Genomic DNA, 22,151 nt, shown 5'->3' on the forward strand with positions numbered 1-22,151 from the left:
AAGGTCCTTCGCTCCGCTCAGGATGACAAACGCTTGCTCAACCATCCAATTACGCCGACAACCTTCCTGCACGCTCCAGCAGCCGATCTACCGGATGGTCGAAGCGGAGGGTGAAGTGCTGCTTGGGCTGATTGGGCCGGAAAAAGACGAGGCCCACATAAAATAAATCGATGGTGAGTGATACGGCGGGGTGCTGCTGCACGGCTGCCCAAGCGCGCTCCATCTCCGCCGACCAATGAATATCATCCAGCACAAACAGGCTGTGGTCGGTGCGGTGGGCCAGGCACTGCTCGAAGTAGCGCAGGGTAGGCTCGTAGCGGTGGTTGCCGTCGAAAAAGGCGAAGTCGAGGGGGGCCTGCAGGTGTTGGAGGGTGGGGGTGAGGGTCGCATCGAGGTTGCCCGATACCAGCTCCACGTTGTGCAGGTGCAAGGCCGCGAAGGTTTCGCGGGCCACGCGGGAGGTTTCGGGGCAGCCCTCAAACGTGATAACGCGGGCACGCGAATCGGCCGCGGCCAGGTAGGCGGTAGTCAGCCCCAGCGACGTGCCCAGTTCCAGCACTGTGCGCGGCTGCTGCCAGTTTGCCAACCGAAATAGCAACTGCGCCAGCGCGGGCGGCTTGGCGGCCGTGCGGGCCACATCGCGCAGGCGGCGCTGCTGGCCCGCACCCGTATGCGAGCCAGCCCCAAAATCCGTGACCGTGATACGGTCTTCGCTGTCGCGCAAGAACTGCCGTCGTTCTTCTATCGGGGCAAATGCCTGGTAGGTACCCGTATGCTGAATGACATCGTTATACAACCCAAAAACAAACGGGGAATGCAGCCCATGTGCATTCCCCGAGCGGGCCAAAAACCGTAAGTAACTAAGTGCTTGGTGAAGCAAAAGAAATTGTGAGTTGCTTAGTTGTGGGGAGGTAGTTGTTAGGAAACAGTGAATACCTAACAACTATCGCCTCAAGACTAAAAAGTTAATTCAGCCGGAACGGCACGATGAGGGTGAATTCGGGAATTTCGACAGTAAACTCTCGGCCATCGGCGAGGCGCTCCATCTGATAGGTGCCGCGCATCTTGCCCAGACCTGTCTTCAGGTTGCAGCCCGATACGTACTGGTGAGCCTCACCAGGCTCCAGCACGGGTTGCTGGCCTACCACGCCGTCGCCTTCCACTTCGCGCACTACGCCGTTGGCGTCGTAGATGTGCCAATGGCGGCGCAACAGCTTCACCGTATACTCGCTGTTGTTCCGAATATCGATTTTATAGGCAAACACGTAGTGCTCCTGGCCGGGGCTTGAGTAATCGGGTAGGTAGTTGGTCGTAACACTCACCGTTACTCCCTGCGTAGTGGTAGTATTCATGGCTGCTGCTGTGCTGTGTAGAATAGGACTAACGCTAGTCTGCGGAATTTGGTTTATCTACGCAGTTGGCATCATCTAGGGCTTACCCACTTCGCAAAATAAACTATTTCCGCATGAATGTAAAGATAGATGAGAGTTGGCGCAAGGTGTTGCACGAAGAATTCGAGAAACCCTACTTCCAGCACCTGACCACCTTTTTGCGTGGCGAGTACGCCACCACGGCCGTTTACCCGCCCGGCCCGCAGATTTTTCATGCGTTTCAGGCCTGCCCGTTCGATCAGCTGAAGGTCGTGATTCTGGGCCAGGACCCCTACCACGGCAAAGGTCAGGCGCACGGCCTGTCGTTTTCGGTGGCGCACGGGGTACGCACGCCCCCTTCGCTGCAAAATATTTTCAAGGAGCTGTATGACGATATCCCCGGTACCGCTCCCGCCCCCGATGGCAACCTCGACCGCTGGGCCGAGCAAGGCGTGCTGCTCTTAAACGCTACCCTAACCGTACGAGCCAGCACACCCGGCTCTCACCAAAAAAAGGGCTGGGAGCAGTTCACGGATGCCGTTATCCAAAAAATATCGGAGCAAAAGGAACACGTTGTATTCATCCTCTGGGGCGCCTACGCCCAGAAAAAAGGCGAAATCATCGACGCGAAGAAGCACTTGGTGCTAAAGGCCGCGCATCCTTCGCCCTACGCCGCCGACCGCGGCTTTTTCGGCTCGCGCCCGTTCAGCAAAACCAACGCCTACCTAGAACAGCACGGCGAGCAGCCGATTACCTGGTAGCTTATCTGAACCACGGATTCGCTCGGATATTGAGGATTACACGGATTGCGTAGTTGATTCAAACCAAAAGAGCTTGCCGTTTGGCAAGCTCTTTTGGTTTTACGGCCTTATGAAAATCATCCACGAAATTCTCAATATCCGAGCGAATCCGTGGTTCAGACATTAATCCTTAATCAGGTTGAAAAGACGGCTCCAGCGGATTTTATGGAAGAAATCAGCATAAGGATCTACCGACATCCAGATGAGCACGGCCTTGCCCACAATGTGGTCTTCGGGCACGAAACCCCAGAAGCGTGAGTCTTCGGAGTTGTGGCGGTTGTCGCCCATCATGAAGTAGTAGTTCTGCTTGATGGTGTAGCTGGTGAGCGGTTTACCGTTTTGGTAAATCATGCCGTTCTGCCACGTGATGCCCTCGTTGTGCTCGTAGCGGGCCACTATTTTGTAGTAGATACCCGCGTTTTCCGGGGTCAGGGTAATGGTCTGGCCTGCCTTCGGGACGGGTAGGGGGCCGTAGTTGTCCACGTTCCAGGGGCGCTCAGTGGCGCTGGTCATGGTCAGGGAAGGGTAATCGACGCGGTTGGGGAACAGGGTAGGGTTGGCCACGCCGGGCGCGGCTTTGGTTGGCACCAGGTTCTTCACGTAGGGCTGCTGGCGGAAGTAGCTGACGGCCGCGTTGGTCATGTGCAGGTTCTGATACACGTAATCGCCGGTTTGCGTCTGGGCGCTGGGGTAAGGTAGGCCATTGCCACCCGCCATGCCGCTGCCATCAATCTGATAATCAAGTACGCTCTGCTCCTGGAAAAACTTGTCGCGTACGGGTGCGGTGGTCACCAAGTCGTAGGTACTTTGCGACTCCACCGGCGTCTGGATGGGCTGCCCGTTGATGTATACCTGGGTATCCTTGATTTCAAGCACGTCGCCGGGCGTGCCGATGCAGCGCTTGATATAGTTGGTGCGCAAATCGGCCGGAAACTGGCTTTCAAACGGCACATTAAACACCACCACGTCGTTGCGCTTCACCTCCGAAAAGCCGGGTAGGCGATACGATGGCAGCTGAATGGCATCGGAATAGCTCGGCAGATTTGTGCCCCAGATAGTCTGGTGCGTGAGTGGCACCTGCAAGGGCGTTTGCGGCGTGCGTGGGCCGTAGTGCAGCTTACTCACAAACAGATAGTCACCTACCAGCAAGGAGTGCTCCATGGAAGGGGTAGGGATGGTGTAAGCCTCAAATGTGGCCCAGCGAATAAGTGTGGCGGCCACCACGGCAAACAGAATCGCGTCGCCCCACTCCCGCCATACGCTCTTGGCTTTTTTGTGTTGGGTCGGTTTCGGTTTGGCTTGTTGCGCCTTGAGGCGGTCTTCCCAGGATTGTACGGCCATGATACGAAAGGCGGAGATGCAGAATAACGCCGGAGTAACGTCCGGCTCACTACCCAAAGAACGGGTAAATTTTGATTACTAGGCTAGTACCGTCGTTTCGACCAGCGGGAGAAATCTTGCGTGCCACGCTAATCCAATGGTCAGGGATTATCGGAGCACGCGAGATTTCTCCCGCTGGTCGAAACGACGGCCTTTTCCGAATAGACTGGCTCTTACAAACCCAACAAATCTTTCATTCCAAACACCCCCTGGCGGCCGGGCAGCCACTCTGCGGCCAGTAGGGCGCCCTGCACAAACCCGTCGCGGGTGTGGGCTTCGTGTTTCAACTCAATGGTATCGGCGGTGGAATGATACGTGACGATGTGCGTGCCCACTACTGCGCCCGTGCGCTCCGACAGTACCGCCAGCTCATTCGCCGCATCGGTGGCTTCGTTACGCCAGGTGGTTTTGGCCGAAAAGTGACGCAAGATACCCTCGGCGGCCGTAAGGGCCGTACCGCTGGGCTGGTCTACCTTCTGAGTGTGATGAATCTCGCGTACTTGCACATCGTAGCCGCCAAACTGGTGCATTTTGGCAGCGATGTACTCATTGAAGTGGAAGAACAAGTTCACCCCCACGCTGTAGTTGGATGCATAGAACAGCGGCGTGCCGGTTTCCTGACTCAGCGCCTGCGCCTCCTGGAAATGATGTAGCCAGCCCGTAGAGCCGCACACCACCGGAATGCCCTGCTGCAAGCACGCCCGCACGTTGCCAAAAGCCGCGTCGGGGTGGGTGAATTCGATAGCAACATCGGCGGTTTCGGGGGTGAAATCAGTGATTTGCACGCCTGGATGGGTAGGGTCTACAATGCCGGCAATCTGGTGGCCGCGGGCCGTGGCTTGGGCCGCAATGGCCTGGCCCATTTTGCCGTAGCCAATAAGAAGCAACTTCATTTTCGAGGAAAAGAGCGGGTAGAGGTAAGCGAAAAAGTAAGCGATACGCCCGGCGCCGCAGCTACCATTGGTGTGCGCAGCATAGCGGGTTCCACATTCAGACTGAGGTCGTCGCTGATATCAAAGTCTTTGAGGTGGGCGTCTACTAGAGCATCAAGCACGGTGAGGCCGTAGGCAACAGCTGAGTAGGCAATAAATTGGTCGCGGTAGCGACGAAAGCGGATAATGCTTCGCTCTGTACCGTAGAAGGTCGCACCATTTACTAGTTTAGGATAAGGAGAAGCATTTAACTGGGCTACTGTAATCTTCGTGCTACCAGTCGCACCTATTTTATCTAAATATTTTCTTTGCTCCACATAACGGTGAAATTGGGTTTGGGAATAGACTTCCATAGCTACTACCCCCCCAATCAATCCTACTGCCAGCGGAATCTTCCAGTATTTCCGATTATAAGCCTGTCCACCACCCGGAATAATCGCCCATACTGCTGCTTTGGTCGGGCGCGTCACGCGACGGCCAAATAGCATTTCTGTTTTGCGGAGTGAGTCGGCAACGGTTTCCTGCCGGGGTTCTGCTACCTGCGACGAGTCCGGCCCGGCCGTAACGGCTATTTGCGCTTGGGCTTGATGAGCAGTGACGAGGAACGTCAGCAATAATAAGGATAGCGACCAGTAACGAAACAAGGTAGACATAGAGAGGGTAGAAAAAAATGCCGCCACACGTTGGGGCGCTGTATAGCGCCTCAACGATATCCGGCTGGCCGGTAGTATGTTGGCCTATTAACTCTACTCTATGCCGGTTGTAGAATATGCAGGATGCGCTGCATGTCCTCCACCGAATCAAAGGCAATCTTGATTTCGCCCCGGCCTTGTGGGCCTGGCTTCACCTGCACGCGGCTGCCGAAACGGTCGGAGAGGTGGCGCTCGGTGCGGCGCAGCTCGGCTACGGGTACCTGTGGCTCGGTAGGCTCCGAGGTAGCAGCATCGGCTTTGGCGGGCGGCGTGAGGCCGTTGCGCACCAACTGCTCCACCTTGCGTACTGATAGCTCCTCATCCACGATGCGGTGAAACAACGCCAACTGCTGCTCTACGCTGTCGATATTGACCAGCGCACGTGCGTGGCCCATCGAAATCACGTTGTCGCGCAGGCCGATCTGAATATCGGGCGGCAGTTTGAGCAAGCGCAGGTAGTTGGTGACTGTCGAGCGGTTTTTGCCTACCCGGTCGCCTAGCTCTTCTTGCTTCAGGTTGCACTCGCTCACCAAGCGCTGGTAGCTGAGGGCAATTTCGATGGCGTTGAGGTTCTCGCGCTGGATGTTCTCAATGAGCGCCATTTCCAGCATCTGCTGGTCGTCGGCCTTGCGGATGTAGGCCGGAATAGTCTCCAGACCCGCCAGCCGCGAAGCTTGCAAACGCCGCTCCCCCGAAATCAGCTGGTAGGAGTTGGTGCCCATCTGGCGCACCGTTACGGGCTGGATGATGCCCTGAATCTTGATCGATTCGGCCAGTTCCTGCAACGCAGTCTGGTCGAAGTGCGTGCGGGGCTGGTAGGGGTTGGCCTCAATGTGACCCACCGGAATCAACCCCACGGAATTGACGGGGTGGGGCACCAGGCCCGTGGAGCCTACCCGGTCGCTTTTCTTTTCGTAGCTACCCTCAATCAGCGCGTTCAGGCCACGGCCCAGGCCGCCTACTTTGCGCTTGGGGAGCGACGGAATATTTTTCTCTTCGTTTTTCTCTGACATACCTGCGAGCGGCTGTTATTCATCAGCGGATAAAGCCGGATTCAAAAATACACAAACCGCCGGGAAGGTTAGGGAAATTTCGTTGGGTAGGGAAGCCGGGGACTGCTTCCGACTAAAAAGCTTTGTCATCCTGAGCAGAGCGAAGTACCTTCTCGCCTAAAAACGAGTCGTTGGTACGAGCATCGTTCTTAGGCGAGAAGGTACTTCGCTCTGCTCAGGATGACAAAGCTTTTGATTAATAGTTATGCGGCCTCGTCGCTGGCTTCTTCTTGCTCTGCTTCAGCTTCTGGGGTAGCGGCTACCACGTTCTTCTCCACAATCTCGCGGGCCAAGTTCAGGTAGCTAATGCTGCCTTTGCTCTCAGCATCATGCAGAATCACGGGAATACCAAAGCTTGGCGACTCCGATAGCTTCACGTTGCGCGGAATAATGGTATCGAATACCAACTGCTGGAAGTGCAGCTTCACTTCCTCTACTACCTGGTTGGAGAGGCGCAGGCGCACGTCGTACATCGTAAGCAGAATGCCCTCGATTTCCAGCGTCTCGTTTAGGCGGCCCTGAATGATTTTCACCGTGTTCAGCAGCTTGCCCAAGCCTTCCAGCGCAAAATACTCGCACTGCACCGGAATGATAACCGAGTGTGCCGCCGTAAGGGCATTCACCGTAATCAGGCCTAGCGAAGGCGAGCAGTCGATGATGATGAAGTCGTACTGATCGGCCAAAGGGCGGAGCGCATCTTTCATCTTCTCCTCCCGGTTGGGGAGGTTAATCATCTCTACCTCAGCGCCTACCAGGTCAATATGGGAAGGCATCAGGTCGAGGTGAGGAAGGATGTTGGTTTGCAGGATGGTGTCCTCGGCACTCACGCCGTCCACCATGCACTCATACACGCTATTTTCGATATCCTTGGGGTCGAACCCTACCCCCGACGTGGCATTGGCCTGCGGGTCGGCATCGACCAGCAGCGTCCGATATTCCAGCGCCGCCAGGCTGGCTGCCAGGTTAATGGCCGAGGTGGTTTTGCCTACGCCGCCCTTCTGGTTGGCTACCGCAATGATTTTGCCCATGTGTTTTAAAGCTGTTGGCTGTTAGCTGTTAGCTGTTAGCTTTTCTTATAAAGTATACTCGCGCTGTAGAGAAGAATGTGGCTAGCAGCCAGCAGCTTCTGTTACAGATCAATCGTTTCGCCTATTTGCAACAGCGTCAGCTCTTTGCCGGCTTGCTGCGCTTTGTTTTTGGCGGCTTCCTGGTCGATTTTGATAGCCGGGAACGTGTCGTAGTGCATGCCGATGAGCTTGGTGGCGCCTACCCAGTTGGCCGCTACCAGCGCATCGTCGATGCCCATGGTGTAGTTGTCGCCAATCGGCAGGATAGCGAAGTCCAGCTTGTATTGCTCACCAATGATTTTCATGTCGTAGGTGAGGGCTGTGTCGCCGGCGAAGTAGAACGTTTTGCCTTCCGCTTCCACGATAAACCCAGCCGCCAAGCCACCGTAGGTGCCGTCGGGGAGAGAGCTGGAATGCGTGGCGGCTACCATTTTTACGGTGCCGAAGGGTAGGGTTACCTTGCCGCCAATGTTCATGGGGTAAGCGGCTTTCAGGCCTTTCTGCCCAAACCAGCCAGCTATTTCGGCAATGGCCACCAGTTCGGCGCCGGTGCGGTTGCCAATTTCTTCCACATCAGCCACATGGTCGCCGTGGCCGTGCGTGAGCAGAATGTAGTTCGCCTCAATCTTCTCTACCTCCACGTCTTTAGCTAAAGGGTTGGGGCGAATGAACGGATCAAAAAGCACTTTCTGCCCACCGGTTTCAAGAAGGAAGCACGCGTGGCCGAAGTAGGTCAGTTTCATATAGAGTAATGCAGGTGTGTCAGTTGCGGGTTATCAAGTTGCAGTTGTGTAGGATGGTTATCCCGAGCTTGCGAACGACCTCATGCCAATTGAACGACAAGCGTTAACAACGACTCGTTCCAGCGTGAAAAGGTCCTTCGCTGCGCTCAGGATGACAGTCTTATTTGATTGACAACTGACAACTAATAACCGCGAACAGCTTAGTTTAGCACAAAGATACACTGTTTCGCCTTTCTCATGAGTTCGTTTTTGCGTCGTTTGGCCGGTTTTTCCTTTGTCTGCACGGGGCTGCTGAGCGGCTGCGGCGGCCCGGCGCAGCCCACCGACGACCGGCGCGTGTTTCGCTACAACCAGCCCGAGGCCCTGACCTCGCTGGACCCGGCCTTTGCCAACAAGCAGGCGAATATCTGGGCCGTGACCCAGCTCTACAACGGCCTGCTAGAGTTGGACGACAGCCTAAAGCCCGGCCCGGCCATTGCGCGCCGCTACCAAATCTCGCCCGATGGCAAGACGTACACCTTCACCCTACGCTCCGGCGTGCGCTTCCACGACTCGGAGGTGTTTGCCGGCGGTAAGGGTAGGGCCGTCACGGCGCAGGACTTTGTATACAGCTTCCGGCGCCTGTTCGACCCCGCCACGGCCAGTCCCGGCGGCTGGATTTTTCGGGGGAAGGTGCTGGAAAACAGTCAGGGAGAAATTAGCGACACGGCCTTTGTGGCCGCCAACGACTCTACCCTGCGCATTTATTTAAAGGAGCCGTTTATCCCGTTTCTGGGCATTCTGACGATGCCCTACGCCTACGTGGTGCCGCGCGAAGCGGTGCAACGCTACGGCAAAGACTTCCGGGAGCACCCAGTAGGCACGGGGCCGTTTCGGTTCAAGGTGTGGGACGAGAGCAACGCCATCATCTACCACCGCAACCCTACCTACTGGCGCCGCGATGCCCAGGGCCACACGCTGCCCTACCTTGACGCGGTACAGATCAGCTTCATCACGGACCGTAAGACGGAGTTCTTGACGTTTCAGCAGGGTAAGCTGGATTTTTTGTCGGGTATTCGGGAAGGCTCGCGCGACCTGATTATGCACCCCGATGGCACCGTGCGCGAGGAATTTCGCAATAAATTCAGGGTAGAGAAAGTGCCCTACCTCAACACGGAGTACCTGGGCTTTCAGCTCGACCCCAAAAACCTACCCACCGACGACGACACGCCCGCTCTGCGCGACCGGCGCGTGCGCCAAGCCCTAAGCTACGCCCTCAACAAGCCCGAAATGGTGGCGTATTTTCTGAATAATGTGGGCGTGCCGGGCGTATCGGGCTTCGTGCCGTCGTCGCTGCCCTCGTACAGCGCTACCCTGGTACCGGGCTACGATTACCAGCCCCAAAAAGCGCGGGCGCTGCTGCGGGAAGCTGGTTTCGGGCCGGGCCGGCCGCTGCGGCTGCGGCTGAGCACGGTGCAGGAACGCAAGGAAATCTGCGAGTACATGCAGAAAAAATGGGCTGAGGTAGGCGCGCAGGTTCAGATTGATGTGAACCAGGCCGCTGCCCACCAGGAGCTGGTGGATAACGGTCGTGCCGCCTTCTTCACCAAAAGCTGGCTGGGCGACTACCCTGACGCCGAGAACTACCTGGCCTTATTTTACAGTCCCAACTTCTCGCCCGCTGGTCCCAACAAAACGCACTATAAAAACACGACCTACGACCGTCTCTATCAGCAGGCTAACGGCGAGCAGAACACCGCTAAGCGCTACGACCTCTATCGCCAGATGGACCGCCTGATGATGGCCGACGCGCCCGTGGTGCCCCTCTACTACGACGAGGTAGTGCGCCTGACGCAGAATAATGTACGTGGCCTGCGGCCCAATCCCATGAACCAGCTCACGCTGGAGCGCGTTCGGAAGGAGTAAATATGTCATTTCGAGCGCAGCGAGGAATCTGAGTTTAAAGCTTCCATACTCAGATTCCTCACTGCGTTCGAAATGACACGTCGTATTGCTTACCTTATCCGTATCCCTACCCCGTATGAAATCCCTCCACACCCAGCAACACCCGCTCGCCGACCTCCGCTACCAGCTGAACGTGCTCACCCACGCGGAGGCTGCCGGTAGTCACTTGCCGCCGTTTGCTGCTAAGCTGCGCGAAACCGGATTGCTGCCTCTGCGTCCCACGGGCCTCACGGTGATGCAGATTAACGTGGGTAAGATGTGCAACCAGACCTGCCACCATTGCCACGTAGACGCCGGCCCCGACCGCACGGAAATCATGACCCGCGCTACCATGCAGCAGTGCCTCGATGCGCTGGCGCAGACCGATATTCCGGTGGTAGACCTCACAGGCGGCGCGCCGGAGATGAACCCGGATTTCCGGTGGTTTGTGGAGCAGATTTCGGCGTTGGGGCGTAGCGTCATCGTGCGCTGCAACCTCACCATCATCGTGGCCAATAAGAAGTACCACGATCTGCCCGAGTTCTTTGCCCAGCATCGGGTGCGGGTGGTGTCGTCGCTGCCGTGCTACACGGCCGCGAATACTGATAAGCAGCGCGGCGACGGCGTGTTTGAGCGCTCCATCCGGGCCCTACAAATGCTGAATGCCGTGGGCTACGGCGTGGCCGATACAGGGCTGGTGCTGGATTTGGTGTTCAATCCAGGCGGTGCTTCCCTACCCGGCCCGCAGGCGGCGCTAGAAGTGGACTACAAGCGCCAGCTGATGCAGGATTACGGCATTGTGTTCAACAACTTGCTTACCATCACCAATCTACCCATCAACCGCTTCTTGGAGTTTCTGCTGGAAAGCGGCAAGTACGAGCTGTATATGGAGAAGCTGGTGACAGCCTACAACCCGGCTGCCGCCGCCAACGTGATGTGCCGCAGCACGCTATCTGTGGGCTGGGACGGCCAGCTTTACGACTGCGACTTCAACCAACAGCTCGATTTGTTGGTAGAAGTATCGGCCCCGCGCCACATTCAGGATTTCGACCAAATGGCGTTGGAAGGCCGCACCGTGGTTGTAAATCAGCACTGCTACGGCTGCACGGCTGGTGCGGGTTCCAGCTGCGGCGGCGCTACGGTCTAGTTATTTACTGAAAGCAATGGAGACTACTATTCAAACGCAGGTCCGCGACTACTATGGCACGCAGCTGACAACCAGCCAGGACCTGAAAACCAACGCCTGCTGCACCACCGATATTCCGGCGGCGCACCGTCAGATTCTGGCCACGCTGGAACCCGAAGTGTTGGATAAATACTACGGCTGCGGCGTGTGCGTACCGCCAGCCGTAGCCGATTGCACCGTGCTGGATTTGGGCAGCGGCAGCGGCCGCGACGCTTTCCTGCTCTCGAAGCTGGTAGGCGAGGACGGCCACGTGATTGGGGTGGACATGACCGACGAGCAGTTGGCCGTGGCCCGGCGGCACGTGGCCACGCATACCGAGCGGTTTGGCTACACCCAGCCCAATGTGGAGTTTCGTAAGGGCTACATTGAAGACCTGCGCACTGCCGACATAGCTGACAACAGCATAGACGTGGTAGTAAGCAATTGTGTGCTCAACCTGAGCACCGACAAAGCCGCTACCTACCGCGAAATATTTCGGGTATTGAAGCCTGGGGGCGAGTTGTTTATCTCGGATGTTTTTGCTGATCGGCGCATACCCGAAGCCCTGCGCCAGGATCCTGTACTGTATGGCGAGTGCCTGAGCGGCGCGCTGTATGAGCAGGATTTTCGGCGCCTGCTGCACGAGTTGGGCATACGTGACTACCGCCTCACCGAGCGTCGCCGCCTGACGATAGAAAATGCGGAAATCGAGCAGAAAGTGGGCAATATCAAGTTCTACTCGCTCACGGTGCGGGCCTTCAAGCTTGACTTGGAAGACCAGTGCGAGGATTACGGCCAGGTGGCTACCTACCTGGGCTCCCTACCCGACGAGCCCCACGGCTTCACCCTCGACGACCACCATTACTTTGAAACCGGTCGGCCCGTGCTGGTGTGTGGCAACGCCGCCGATATGCTCAGCCAAACGCGCTACGCCTCGTATTTCAACGTGACTGGTGACAAAACCCGACACTTTGGCTTATTCCCCTGCGGTCCGTCTCCGTCCGCTAATTCCGATGCAGTGGACTCTTCCTGCGGCTGTTAGTTTCTGATGCCGTCGTCTAGCAGTTCAGGAAATAGTGCTGCCCCATCCGTCAGCATCATCATTCCTACCTTCAACGAAGCCGATTCCATTGCGGAACTGGTGCGTTGCCTGCGCGCCGCTACAGTGGGCGATGAAGTGGAAATTTTGGTGGCCGATGGGCAAAGCCCGGACGCTACGGCGGCCCTGGCGCAAGCGGCCGGAGCGCGGGTAGTAGTGTGTCCGCGCAAGGGTCGTGCTGCCCAAATGAACCACGGCGCCCACATGGCTACCGGCGAGATACTGTACTTTCTGCACGCCGATACCTATCCGCCTGCGGGCTTCCTCGCCGACATCCGGCAGGCGCTAGCGCAAGGATACCGAAGCGGCTGCTACCGCCTGGCGTTCGACCACCCACACTGGTTTCTGCGTGCCAATGCGTGGTTTACGCGCTTTCCGTGGACGGTCGTGCGCTTCGGCGACCAAAGCCTGTTTGTGTCGAAAGCGCTATTCGCGCAGATTGGCGGCTTTTGGGAAGATTTATTGGTGATGGAAGATCAGGAAATCATCGTGCGGCTGAAAGCACAAGGCCCGTTCCGGGTGGTGCCGCGCACCGTCACTACCTCCGCCCGCAAGTACCTCGATAATGGCGTGTATCGTCTGCAAGGGTTGTTTACCAGCATTGCAATGCTCTATTGGGTAGGCGTCTCGCAAGAGAACCTGGTGCGATTTTATCGATTTTTTATCCGCAAGGGCAAATTGTAGAGACACAAGAAAAACCTGCTATATGACCGCACCGGATACCTCAATACACCTATTGATTTTTGCCCGCGAGCCGGTGCTGGGTCGCGTCAAGACTCGGCTGGCGGCTGGTATCGGGGCGGAAGCAGCATTGAGCGTGTATCGGGAACTACTGGCCCACACAGCGCAGGCCGTAACAGAGGCTCAGCTACCCGCCACGGTGTGGCTGGCTGAGGCGCCTACCAGCCCACTCGGCCCCAACGAAGCACTGCCCGAGTGGCCCGGCCTGCCCTGGCAGGTGCAGCCTGCCGCCGACTTGTTGGGCGCACGCATGGCACACGCCTTCGCCGAAGCTTTTGCCACTGGTGCTACCCGCATCGCCATCATCGGCACCGATTGCCCCGGCCTGACAGCCGCGCACCTCGCCCAGGCATTTCAACTCCTAACCGACCACGATGTGGTACTTGGCCCCGCCAACGACGGTGGCTACTACTTACTGGGCCTGCGCCAACCGCAGCCGGTGCTATTTGAAAACAAAACCTGGAGCACGCCTACCGTCTTCGCCGATACCCTCGCCGACGCGCAACGCCTGGGCTTGCGCACGGCGCTGCTCCCTACCCTCCACGACGTAGACTCTGCCGCCGACCTCGCCCGCTGGCGGGCAGGGTAGGGGCTACAGGCCGTAATGATGGCTCTTCTCTATCTCTCCAGATTGGTCGTTATCTTATCCATTTGCTCCGCAACGTAGGTAAGCAATTCTTTCAGTTGCGGGGGCGTGTCGTTGGTCAGTTCAGCCTGCACGGTTTTCTGCGTGCCATCGGCTAGGGTAAGGGTGAGGTAGGTAGAGGGTAAGTCGCTGACGCCAGACAAATAGTGGCTTTGTAGCTGGCTGAAATGCAAGGCGTTGGCCTGCTGTATAGTCTGATTGATAACCGCAGTGGGTAGGCGCAGCTCGTGCTTGCCCTTGAGTGTCACAAAATCAAGGCCCTCGTAGGCTACGCGGCCATCGGCGTACACGGTGGCGGTGTAGGCGGGGCAGGTGCCAAAGCAGCGCGTCTTACGAAACACCATAACGGGGGCGTCTTTCGCTGCTGGTTTTACTACGGGTTGGTCTTTCTGCGGGGCCTGGGGTGGATTCATGGCTGGGTCCTTTGCAGTGTCATACTGCACAGGCATGTTTCCCTGGGTAGGGGCAGGCGTTTGCGACGAGGTAGGCTGCTGGGCACTGGTGGAACAGGCCGCCATACTACCACACACAATAAGTATAGGCAACAGGGAAAGACGCATAGGAAGTAGGAGAATGTGCAGAAATAGTAGGCCAAAAACCAGGCCCAAGTATAGTGCCCTAACGTGTCACGCATAAAAAAGACCCACGCCGGGTAGGCGCAGGTCTTTTCAAACAGACAGAAAATCAGCCTTGTTTTTTACCTCCTTGGCGCTTGGCGGCGGCCTCGCGCTCCTGGGTGGCCTTCATAGCCTCGGCCAAACGAGCCTGGAAGCCGCTTGGCTTCTTGTCCTTGTTTTTCACTTGATTAGCCTCCAGCTTCGCCCGAATTTTCGTGTCATCCACGAAGCTACGCGTAATGGCCTGCTGGGCAAACGTAACCATGTTCGATACGAAGTAATACCACGTAAGGCCCGCCGCGAAGCTGTTCAGCACAAACATGAACACCAGCGGCATCAGGTAGCTGTAGAACTTCATGGGGCCCTGCATGGCCGTGTTCATCTGTTGGCTCTGCCAGGTCATGAGTAGGGTAGAGGCCGTCATGAGCAGCGTGAACAGGCTCACGTGGTCGCCGTACCATTTCACGTAGAAGGGTAGCTTGATAAACACATCGTAGCTACTCAAGTCCTTGGCCCACAAGAAGCTCTGTTGCCGCAGCTCAATGGCGTTGGGAAAGAACTGGAACATGGCAAACAGAATCGGGATGGTGAGCAGGGTAGGCACGCAACCGCTCAACGGGCTCACCCCGAAGGTCTGGTACAGCTTCATCGTTTCCTGCTGCTGCTTCACCTGGTCGTCGGGGTACTTCTCCTTAATCTCGTCGATTTCGGGTTTCAGCACCTTCATGCGCGCCTGCGACTCATACGTTTTGTACGTCAGCGGCCACGTTACTAGCTTGATAATCACTACCAGAATGGCGATGATAATACCGTAGGAACCAATGAATTGCTCCAAAAAGTGGAAAATCGGAATAATCACAAAACGGTTCACCCACCGGAAAAAGCCCCAGCCTAGGTACACGTTGCGGTCAAACTCGGGCGCTACCTGCTTCAGCAAGCTAAACGAGTTCGGGCCGAAGAAAAACCGCATGCCGGCTTTGCTGCTCTGCGCGTCGGCCACCGGAATAGTGAGCGAAGAGGTGAGGGTTTTGATGAACGTGGAATCGTTCAGGTCTACCGTCGAGTTGAATTTGCCGGTCGAGAAGTTGTTGTCGGCAATCAGGCCGGCCACGAAAAAGTCGTGCTTGTGCGCGGCCCACTTCAGCGGCTCGTTGAAGGTTTGCTCCTCGGGATTTTCGCTGGTTTCGGCCAGGGCGCCGTGGTCGTCCTTCAAGTAGTAGTTGATGGTGCTGTGGTTGCGGTTCTGCTTGGCGTCCTGCTCAGTCTGGCGCACGTTATCCACGAAGGTGAGCGTGAGCGGCTCCTGCGCCACCACACGGTCTAGGCCCTGCATGCGCAGGTTGTAGCCTACCTCGTAGCTGCCGGGCAGCAGCGTATACACCTGCTCGATGCTGCCGCCGGCTACCTGGGCCGTGAAAGTCAGCCGCTGGCCGTTTTTGCCATCAGCTGCAAACGGCTGCGGGCCACTCGACTCAAAATACAGATCGGAGAAGCGCACCGTGCGGCCGTCCAGCGTACGGAAACGGGTGTCCAGTTTGGCGCTCTGCGCATCCAGCAAGAACAGCGGCTTGCCAAAAAATGTCTTGTAGTTGTTCAGGCGCACCGCTTCAATCAGGCCGCCTTTGCTGGTGAAGGTCAGGGTGAGGTTGTCGTTTTGCAGCTGCACCTGTTGGGCCGTGCCCTGTGCTGCGCCGGCAAAAGCGCCCAGCTGGCGCACCATCATCGCCGAATCGGGAGCGGCGGCAGTAGCGACCGTGTCGCGCACGACAGCCGTAGTTGCGGCTGGTTTGGTGGCGTGTTTGGCCTCTTCCTCCACCTTGGGGGCAAAAAAGAAGAGATACACCAGAAGCATGGCCGCCATCAAAAACAGGCCCGTTGCTGAATTTCTATCCATGAAAAATGGGTACTGAAAAAATAAGAAGTAGGAGCCGCGCCACAAAAATCCGGCGCAACTCCTACAAAGGTCGTGGTTGTCAGGCGATTTTTCCTAGCCCGGTAGTTTTGGCAGGGGGTGTTTAGCTGTTATCTATTGGCTGATAGCTATTAGCTTCTCGTTCAACAGGAGCTAATAGCTATCAGCCAATAGCTAACAGCTAGCTAAATTACAACTCGTTCTTGTGCCGCTGGATAGCGGCTTTCACGAAGCGCACAAACAGCGGGTGGGGGTTCTGCACGGTGCTTTTCAGCTCCGGGTGAAACTGCCCGGCCACAAACCACGGATGATTCGGGATTTCCACTACTTCCACCAGGCCCGTATCGGGGTTGGTGCCTGAGGCCACCATGCCGCCGTTTTCGAACTGCTGGAGGTAGTCGTTGTTGAACTCGTAGCGGTGGCGGTGCCGCTCGCTGATGTGGTTGCGGCCATAGGCCTTGGCGGCTTTGGAGTTGCGGCGCAGCTCGCAGTCGTAGGCGCCCAGGCGCATGGTGCCGCCTTTCTGGGTGATGGCCTTTTGGGCCTCCATCATCGAAATCACGGGGTTCGGCGACATTGGGTCCATCTCCGTGGAGTTGGCGCCTTCCAATTGCAGCACGTGGCGGGCAAATTCCACCACGGCCACCTGCATGCCCAGGCAAATCCCGAAGAACGGAATCTTGTTCTCACGCACGTATTTCACGGCCGCAATCTTGCCCTCGAAGCCCCGTTCACCAAAGCCCGGCGCCACCAGCACGCCATCCACGCCGTGCAGCAGCTGGGCCACGTTCTCGGCCGTAATGTGCTCTGACTGAATGCTGCGCAGGTGCACTTTGCATTCATTTTGCGCACCAGCGTGCACGAAGGCCTCGTTGATGGACTTGTAAGCGTCGGGCAGCTCCACGTACTTGCCTACCAGTGCAATCGTCACTTCCTCGGTAGGGTTTTTCAGCCGGCCCAGGAAATCCTTCCAGTTTTCCAGATCGGGATGCGTGCCACCGTTTAAGCGCAGCTTCTTGATTACACGCTCGTCGAGGTGCTCCTTTAGCATCAGCAGCGGCACCGAGTAAATAGTGTCGGCATCGAGGCTTTCAATAACGGAGTTGATGTTGACGTTGCAGAACAGCGCAATCTTGCGGCGCATCTCCGGCGGAATCGGGTGCTCGGAGCGGCACACCAGAATGTCGGGTTGTAGGCCGGCGCTGCGCAAATCGCGCACCGAGTGCTGGGTAGGCTTGGTCTTCAGTTCGCCTGCCGCTTTCAGGTAGGGTAGGAGGGTGAGGTGAATGACCAGGGAACTACTTTCCGGCAGTTCCCAGCGCAGCTGCCGCACCGACTCCACGAAGGGTAGGCTTTCTATGTCGCCAATGGAACCACCGATTTCCGTAATCACCACGTCGAACTGGCCGGTTTCGCCCAGCAGCAGCATGCGCCGCTTAATCTCGTCGGTGATGTGTGGTACTACCTGCACGGTTTTGCCGAGGTAGGCGCCCTCACGCTCCTTGGTAATCACGTGGTCGTAGATGCGGCCGGTGGTTACGTTGTTGGCCTGGGAGGTGGGCGTGTTCAGGAAACGCTCGTAGTGGCCCAGGTCGAGGTCGGTTTCGGCGCCGTCGTCGGTCACGAAGCACTCGCCGTGCTCGTACGGGTTCAGCGTGCCGGGGTCGATGTTGATGTAGGGGTCGAACTTCTGGATGGTGACCCGGAAGCCCCGCGCTTGCAGCAGCTTGGCAAGCGACGCGGAAATGATTCCTTTTCCGAGGGAGGATGTCACCCCGCCGGTGACAAAAATATACTTGGCCGTTGGAGCCGCGGACGTGGAATTTCGGTCTGGCATAACGGGAAACAAAGGTACGAAAAGAACCGGGCGGAGAGGTGTTGCTTTTCGGGTATTTCTGGCGTAGGGGAGGATAGAGGGCGTTAGAAAGCTAATGTGCTATGATTGCTTTGAAACAAGTGATGACAGCTATATTGTCCTACTGATTCATAGGAAGCGAATTAATAGCAAAACAAGAAAGACGCATGGCAGATAAGCTGTATCTTAATTCAATAGATTTAACAGGAGAATATAGTCCTTCGTGGTCGAATATTCCGAATGATACATGGCGAACTATACTTGAAGAGTACTTCTATAAAATATCAGATAGTTTTGCTTTTATGAATGTTTATAGTGAAAATGATTTATCTCCAAAGTATCTAGATTTTTTTAAGAATTGGAATCTTGAGAAAATGAATTTGGTAGAAGTAAATGATGACATTGTATGCAGGTTTAAATTGAATGATGATTGCAAAGAAAGATTGTTGAGACAAGATTTTTCAGTGCATGAGATAGGGATGTTTCCACCTAGAAATATTTTTGAATACGATGAAAAGCATTACTATTATGAATTTGATGAACTATACTTTTTTTCTGGTAATAAACTCATTGGTATTTTTATCAATCACGAAAATATGATTCAATTTGAAAATTTAAATGAGCAAGAGCTTGTCCTTTTGCAAAAACTTGATAAAAGCATCTCAATTGATATAATTGATGAGGCTGCTTTTCAAAAATGTATTCAGGATAGACATGTGAATTAAAAAGAATACTTAATTTTTTGCTTTCTGTATGAACATAAAAATAAACCACCTGCAACACGTCGGTATTTCAGTAACAGATATCGAATCGTCGGAAAAGTTCTACCAACGCCTGGGTTTCGGAAACGTGATGACCTCCACCTTTGCGCACGAGGGCAGCGAGGGTAGGGTAATGATGATGCAGCACGGAACGATTATCGTGGAGCTGTACCAAATGCCCGAGCCCACGCTAACGGAAATCAGAAAGCGCACAAATGGTAAAATCGACCACGTGGCGTTTGATGTCGATGATATCGACGAAACCTACGCCACGCTGAAAGCAGACGGGTTTCATATCGTAGAGGAGGCGCCGGTGTATCTGGGTTTCTGGCAAAACGGCTGCAAATACCTCAACATCCTGGGGCCTGATGGCGAGCGGCTGGAGTTTTGCCAGATTCTGTAGAAGCGGCGTAGCCAGTGCGCATAGGAAGTGCTGCTTCGCGGCCGTTCTTCGCACTCGCTCGGCTGTGCCGAGTGAGCACTACGCCCCAGCAGCTTTGCTGCGCGCGTCTGCGCTAACCCCAGGTCAATTTTACCCAAACGGCGCAAACGGATTCGGGGTGCAACCCCTCAGGTGTAAGCCTCACTCGGCACAGCCGAGCGAGTGCGCAGGGTTAGGGCGCCGAGTTCAAAGCCCTAAAATCCACCCGTCCCGTTTTGTTCTCCTGCGCAGCTTCCGCATCTTGCGCGTCTATGCTGACTGCTTTTTGCCGCCGCGCCGCGTTACTGGCGTTTCTGTTGCTGCCTACCCTGGCGGCTGTTGCCGCCAACCCGCCTACCCCGCGCCCGCCCGATACGGCGTGGCTCACCAAGCTGCTCACCGAATCGGCGGTGCTGCGGCAGCACCACGTGGGCGTGAGTCTGATAGATGCAACGACGGGCGAAACGCTCTACGAGCAGCAGGCCGACCGCTACTTTCTGCCGGCCAGCACCATGAAGCTGTTTTCGCTCTACGCTGGCCTGCACCTGCTGGGCGACTCCCTTTCCAGCCTGCGCTACGTGCGCCACCAGGATTCGCTGATTTTCTGGGGCACCGGCGACCCTACCCTGCTACACGGCGACGTGCCCTCGCGCCGCGCCTTCGACTTTCTGGCCAGCCGCCCCGAGAAGCTGTACTACGCCTCCGTGCCCTGCGTGTCGGCGTTTGGGCCCAGCTGGAGCTGGGACGACTACAATTATTACTACCAGCCCGAACGCGGGCCATTTCCGCTGTACGGCCACACCGTGCGCTTCTACGCCCGCACCGGCCCTACGCCGCACCTGCGCTTGGTGCCGCGCTACTTCGCGCCGGTGGTAGAGCCCATGCCCGCCAACTACCCCGTCGCCTCCGACGACCACGTGCGCCGGGCCGTGCTGGAAAACCGCTTCTTCGTGTTGCCGTGGGCCAAGAACTGGATTGACGAAACACCCTTCCGGGTAGGGCCGGAGCTGACGCGCCTGCTGTTGCAGGATACCCTGCACCGGCCTGTGGTGGCCGTGCCCTTCCGCTCGCACGCCACCGAAACCGTGTATACCGTGCGCGGCCTACCCGCCGATTCGTTGTACCGGCGCATGTTGCAGGTGTCGGACAACTTTCTGGCCGAGCAGCTGCTGCTGATGTGCGCCGGTCAGCTCCGTCCCGATTCACTCAACTCGGCTCTACCCATCAAAGTCACGCTGGCCAACTACCTCCGCGACCTGCCCGACGCGCCGCATTGGGTAGACGGCTCGGGCCTTTCGCGCCAAAACCTCGTCACGCCCCGCGACCTGACGGTACTGCTACTCAAGCTGCACCAGGAAGTAACGGAAGCGCGCCTATTGAGCCTGCTGGCGGCTGGCGGTGGCCACGGCACCCTGCGCCGCGTGTACCGCGACCCGAAGGGTCCGTGGCTGTGGGGCAAAACCGGCACGCTCAGTAACACGCATAACCTCTGCGGCTACCTGCGTACCAAGTCGGGTAGGCTGGTGGCGTTCAGCTTTCTCAACAACAATTATGTGGTGCCCACCAGCGCCGTGCGCGCCGAGATGGAGCGCGTGCTCACGCAGGTACGAGCACGTTGGTAGGGTAGGGGACAAGCAAAAAAGCGCCTTCTCAGGTGAGAAAGGCGCTTTTCAGAACGTCATGCTGAGCTTGTCGGAGCATCTCTACCGTGAGTAATCCTCCCTAATTGCAGTGAAGCGGTAGAGATGCTTCGACTCCGCTCAGCATGACAACAACTATCGGAGATAACCTACTTGATGTACTTGGCTAGCGTTGCGCGCAAGTCGTCGCCGCGCAGGTTGGTGGCGACGATTTTGCCGGTGGGGTCTACCAAGAAGTTCTGTGGAATAGCCTGCACGTGGTATTGCACAGCCACGTCGTTCTGCCAACCTTTCAGGTCTGAAACCTGCGTCCAGGCCAGTTGGTCGTCGGCAATGGCTTTCAGCCATTTCTCGCGGGCCTTTTCGTTGTCGAGCGACACGCCCAGAATGTCGAAGTTCTTGGTTTTGTAGTCGTTGTAGACTTTGGTGACGTTGGGGTTTTCCTGGCGGCAGGGGCCGCACCATGACGCCCAGAAATCAATCAGCACGTATTTGCCACGGTAGTCGGCCAGGGAAACTTGCTTGCCGTCGGGGGTTTGCTGGGTGAAGTTAGGAGCTGTAGCGCCGATTGAAACGGCTTTGATGGCTTGCAGCATTTCCCCATATTTCTTGCCCTCGGGGCTATTCTTTACGGCCGGCGCCAGCGACTCATACAATGGGGCTACCTCGGCGTAGCTGGGTACGGATCCGCCTACCTGCTTCACCGCGCCCAGGCTCACGGGCGAGTTGGGGTTGGCCTTCACAAAAGCCAGGTAGTGCTGCTTACTCTCGGCCGAAATGGCTTCTTCGCGCTCATCCAGCTGCTTCATAAAGGCTGGGTCTTTGCGCTGCTCGGGCGAGGCGGCGCGGTAGTCGACCATCAGCGCCTTCATTTTGTCGTTGGCGGGTTTCAGAGTGGCTTGTAGCTTCTGGTGCTCCGCCGTAAGCTTGGAGCCAGTGATTTTGGCGGTGGTCAGTGAATCGGCGCTGGTGAGCATTACCGGACCTTTTTCCAGGAACAACGTCGTGCGATCGGCCTTCATGAAATTCGCGAGCGTTTGCTTCAGCTTGCCGTCGCGGGCCAGCACCAGCATCACTTGCTGCGGTGCTTCCACGGTGCCTTTCAGCTCAAAGGCGCCGTTGGTGAGGGCGGTGGAGTCGGTAAACTTGCCGTCGCGCAGCATATATACCTTGGCCGGCGCGCTGAGCTTGCCAATTTTGCCTTTCAGCGTGTACGGGGTAGGCGTTTGCGCTTGCGCCAGCCAGGGCGCCAGCAATAGAAGTCCAAGCAGGTGTTTTTTCATGAGAGCAGAGTAGAGATAAGGTAGGGATTTGGAGGTGAGCTGTACTAAAGTA

The 22,151-nt window shown here is 56.7% G+C and carries 21 protein-coding genes; 9 read left to right on the forward strand and 12 right to left on the reverse strand.

The window, feature by feature from the left end:
• Positions 1-49: 49 nt before the first annotated feature.
• Positions 50-847, reverse strand: coding sequence for an O-methyltransferase (locus KYK14_RS10145; RefSeq protein WP_246601780.1), 798 nt, complete (start codon positions 845-847; stop codon positions 50-52).
• A gap of 118 nt (positions 848-965) precedes the next feature.
• Positions 966-1,352, reverse strand: coding sequence for a Co2+/Mg2+ efflux protein ApaG (gene apaG, locus KYK14_RS10150; protein ID WP_185280864.1), 387 nt, complete (start codon positions 1,350-1,352; stop codon positions 966-968).
• A 113-nt stretch (positions 1,353-1,465) separates the two neighbouring features.
• Between apaG and KYK14_RS10155 the strand changes: the two genes are divergently transcribed.
• The gene (locus KYK14_RS10155) at positions 1,466-2,131 is read left to right on the forward strand and encodes a uracil-DNA glycosylase (protein ID WP_219158750.1); all 666 of its coding nucleotides are present in this window, start codon (positions 1,466-1,468) and stop codon (positions 2,129-2,131) included.
• A 162-nt stretch (positions 2,132-2,293) separates the two neighbouring features.
• Here the strand turns inward: KYK14_RS10155 and lepB are convergent, their stop codons facing one another.
• From lepB to KYK14_RS10185, 6 genes are all read right to left on the reverse strand, one after another.
• Complete coding sequence (gene lepB / locus KYK14_RS10160) at positions 2,294-3,511, reverse strand: signal peptidase I (protein WP_219158751.1); 1,218 nt, start codon at positions 3,509-3,511, stop codon at positions 2,294-2,296.
• Positions 3,512-3,723: 212 nt separating this feature from the next.
• Entirely contained in the window at positions 3,724-4,443 is a 720-nt protein-coding gene (dapB, locus tag KYK14_RS10165) for a 4-hydroxy-tetrahydrodipicolinate reductase (RefSeq protein ID WP_219158752.1), read from the reverse strand.
• Complete coding sequence (locus KYK14_RS10170) at positions 4,440-5,135, reverse strand: DUF5683 domain-containing protein (RefSeq protein ID WP_208308222.1); 696 nt, start codon at positions 5,133-5,135, stop codon at positions 4,440-4,442. Before KYK14_RS10170 ends, dapB begins: the two co-directional genes overlap by 4 nt.
• A gap of 98 nt (positions 5,136-5,233) precedes the next feature.
• Positions 5,234-6,187 carry a ParB/RepB/Spo0J family partition protein gene (locus KYK14_RS10175; RefSeq protein ID WP_185280859.1) on the reverse strand — a complete coding sequence of 318 codons (954 nt, stop codon included), beginning with the start codon at positions 6,185-6,187 and terminating at the stop codon, positions 5,234-5,236.
• Positions 6,188-6,429: 242 nt separating this feature from the next.
• On the reverse strand, positions 6,430-7,254 hold the full coding sequence (locus tag KYK14_RS10180; RefSeq protein WP_185280858.1) for a ParA family protein: 825 nt from the start codon (positions 7,252-7,254) through the stop codon (positions 6,430-6,432).
• A gap of 101 nt (positions 7,255-7,355) precedes the next feature.
• Positions 7,356-8,036, reverse strand: coding sequence for a metal-dependent hydrolase (locus tag KYK14_RS10185; RefSeq protein WP_185280857.1), 681 nt, complete (start codon positions 8,034-8,036; stop codon positions 7,356-7,358).
• Positions 8,037-8,273: 237 nt separating this feature from the next.
• On the opposite strand from KYK14_RS10185, the gene KYK14_RS10190 reads away from it, so the two are divergent.
• The 5 genes from KYK14_RS10190 (at position 8,274) to KYK14_RS10210 (ending at position 13,553) form a co-directional block, all read left to right on the forward strand.
• A complete protein-coding gene (locus KYK14_RS10190; RefSeq protein WP_219158753.1) occupies positions 8,274-9,941 on the forward strand; it encodes an ABC transporter substrate-binding protein in 1,668 nt (555 codons plus the stop codon).
• A 115-nt stretch (positions 9,942-10,056) separates the two neighbouring features.
• The gene (arsS, locus tag KYK14_RS10195) at positions 10,057-11,106 is read left to right on the forward strand and encodes an arsenosugar biosynthesis radical SAM (seleno)protein ArsS (protein WP_219158754.1); all 1,050 of its coding nucleotides are present in this window, start codon (positions 10,057-10,059) and stop codon (positions 11,104-11,106) included.
• A 16-nt stretch (positions 11,107-11,122) separates the two neighbouring features.
• Positions 11,123-12,166 carry a methyltransferase domain-containing protein gene (locus KYK14_RS10200; protein ID WP_219158755.1) on the forward strand — a complete coding sequence of 348 codons (1,044 nt, stop codon included), beginning with the start codon at positions 11,123-11,125 and terminating at the stop codon, positions 12,164-12,166.
• 6 nt (positions 12,167-12,172) lie between these two features.
• A complete protein-coding gene (locus tag KYK14_RS10205) occupies positions 12,173-12,907 on the forward strand; it encodes a TIGR04283 family arsenosugar biosynthesis glycosyltransferase (protein ID WP_219158756.1) in 735 nt (244 codons plus the stop codon).
• 22 nt (positions 12,908-12,929) lie between these two features.
• Entirely contained in the window at positions 12,930-13,553 is a 624-nt protein-coding gene (locus KYK14_RS10210; protein WP_219158757.1) for a TIGR04282 family arsenosugar biosynthesis glycosyltransferase, read from the forward strand.
• A gap of 29 nt (positions 13,554-13,582) precedes the next feature.
• Here the strand turns inward: KYK14_RS10210 and KYK14_RS10215 are convergent, their stop codons facing one another.
• From KYK14_RS10215 to pyrG, 3 genes are all read right to left on the reverse strand, one after another.
• Positions 13,583-14,170 carry a DUF6438 domain-containing protein gene (locus KYK14_RS10215; RefSeq protein ID WP_219158758.1) on the reverse strand — a complete coding sequence of 196 codons (588 nt, stop codon included), beginning with the start codon at positions 14,168-14,170 and terminating at the stop codon, positions 13,583-13,585.
• A 124-nt stretch (positions 14,171-14,294) separates the two neighbouring features.
• Complete coding sequence (gene yidC, locus KYK14_RS10220; RefSeq protein ID WP_219158759.1) at positions 14,295-16,121, reverse strand: membrane protein insertase YidC; 1,827 nt, start codon at positions 16,119-16,121, stop codon at positions 14,295-14,297.
• Positions 16,122-16,329: 208 nt separating this feature from the next.
• Positions 16,330-17,976, reverse strand: a complete 1,647-nt coding sequence (gene pyrG, locus KYK14_RS10225) for a CTP synthase (RefSeq protein WP_208308214.1) — start codon at positions 17,974-17,976, stop codon at positions 16,330-16,332.
• Between the two features lie 185 nt (positions 17,977-18,161).
• Between pyrG and KYK14_RS10230 the strand changes: the two genes are divergently transcribed.
• From KYK14_RS10230 to KYK14_RS10240, 3 genes are all read left to right on the forward strand, one after another.
• The gene (locus KYK14_RS10230; protein ID WP_219158760.1) at positions 18,162-18,719 is read left to right on the forward strand and encodes a hypothetical protein; all 558 of its coding nucleotides are present in this window, start codon (positions 18,162-18,164) and stop codon (positions 18,717-18,719) included.
• Between the two features lie 28 nt (positions 18,720-18,747).
• Positions 18,748-19,158 carry a VOC family protein gene (locus KYK14_RS10235; RefSeq protein WP_219158761.1) on the forward strand — a complete coding sequence of 137 codons (411 nt, stop codon included), beginning with the start codon at positions 18,748-18,750 and terminating at the stop codon, positions 19,156-19,158.
• A gap of 290 nt (positions 19,159-19,448) precedes the next feature.
• A complete protein-coding gene (locus KYK14_RS10240) occupies positions 19,449-20,798 on the forward strand; it encodes a D-alanyl-D-alanine carboxypeptidase/D-alanyl-D-alanine-endopeptidase (protein ID WP_219158762.1) in 1,350 nt (449 codons plus the stop codon).
• Between the two features lie 167 nt (positions 20,799-20,965).
• Here the strand turns inward: KYK14_RS10240 and KYK14_RS10245 are convergent, their stop codons facing one another.
• Complete coding sequence (locus KYK14_RS10245; RefSeq protein ID WP_219158763.1) at positions 20,966-22,099, reverse strand: AhpC/TSA family protein; 1,134 nt, start codon at positions 22,097-22,099, stop codon at positions 20,966-20,968.
• Positions 22,100-22,151 lie beyond the last annotated feature (52 nt).

This window comes from Hymenobacter profundi (assembly GCF_019334315.1).
GTDB lineage: Bacteria > Bacteroidota > Bacteroidia > Cytophagales > Hymenobacteraceae > Hymenobacter > Hymenobacter profundi.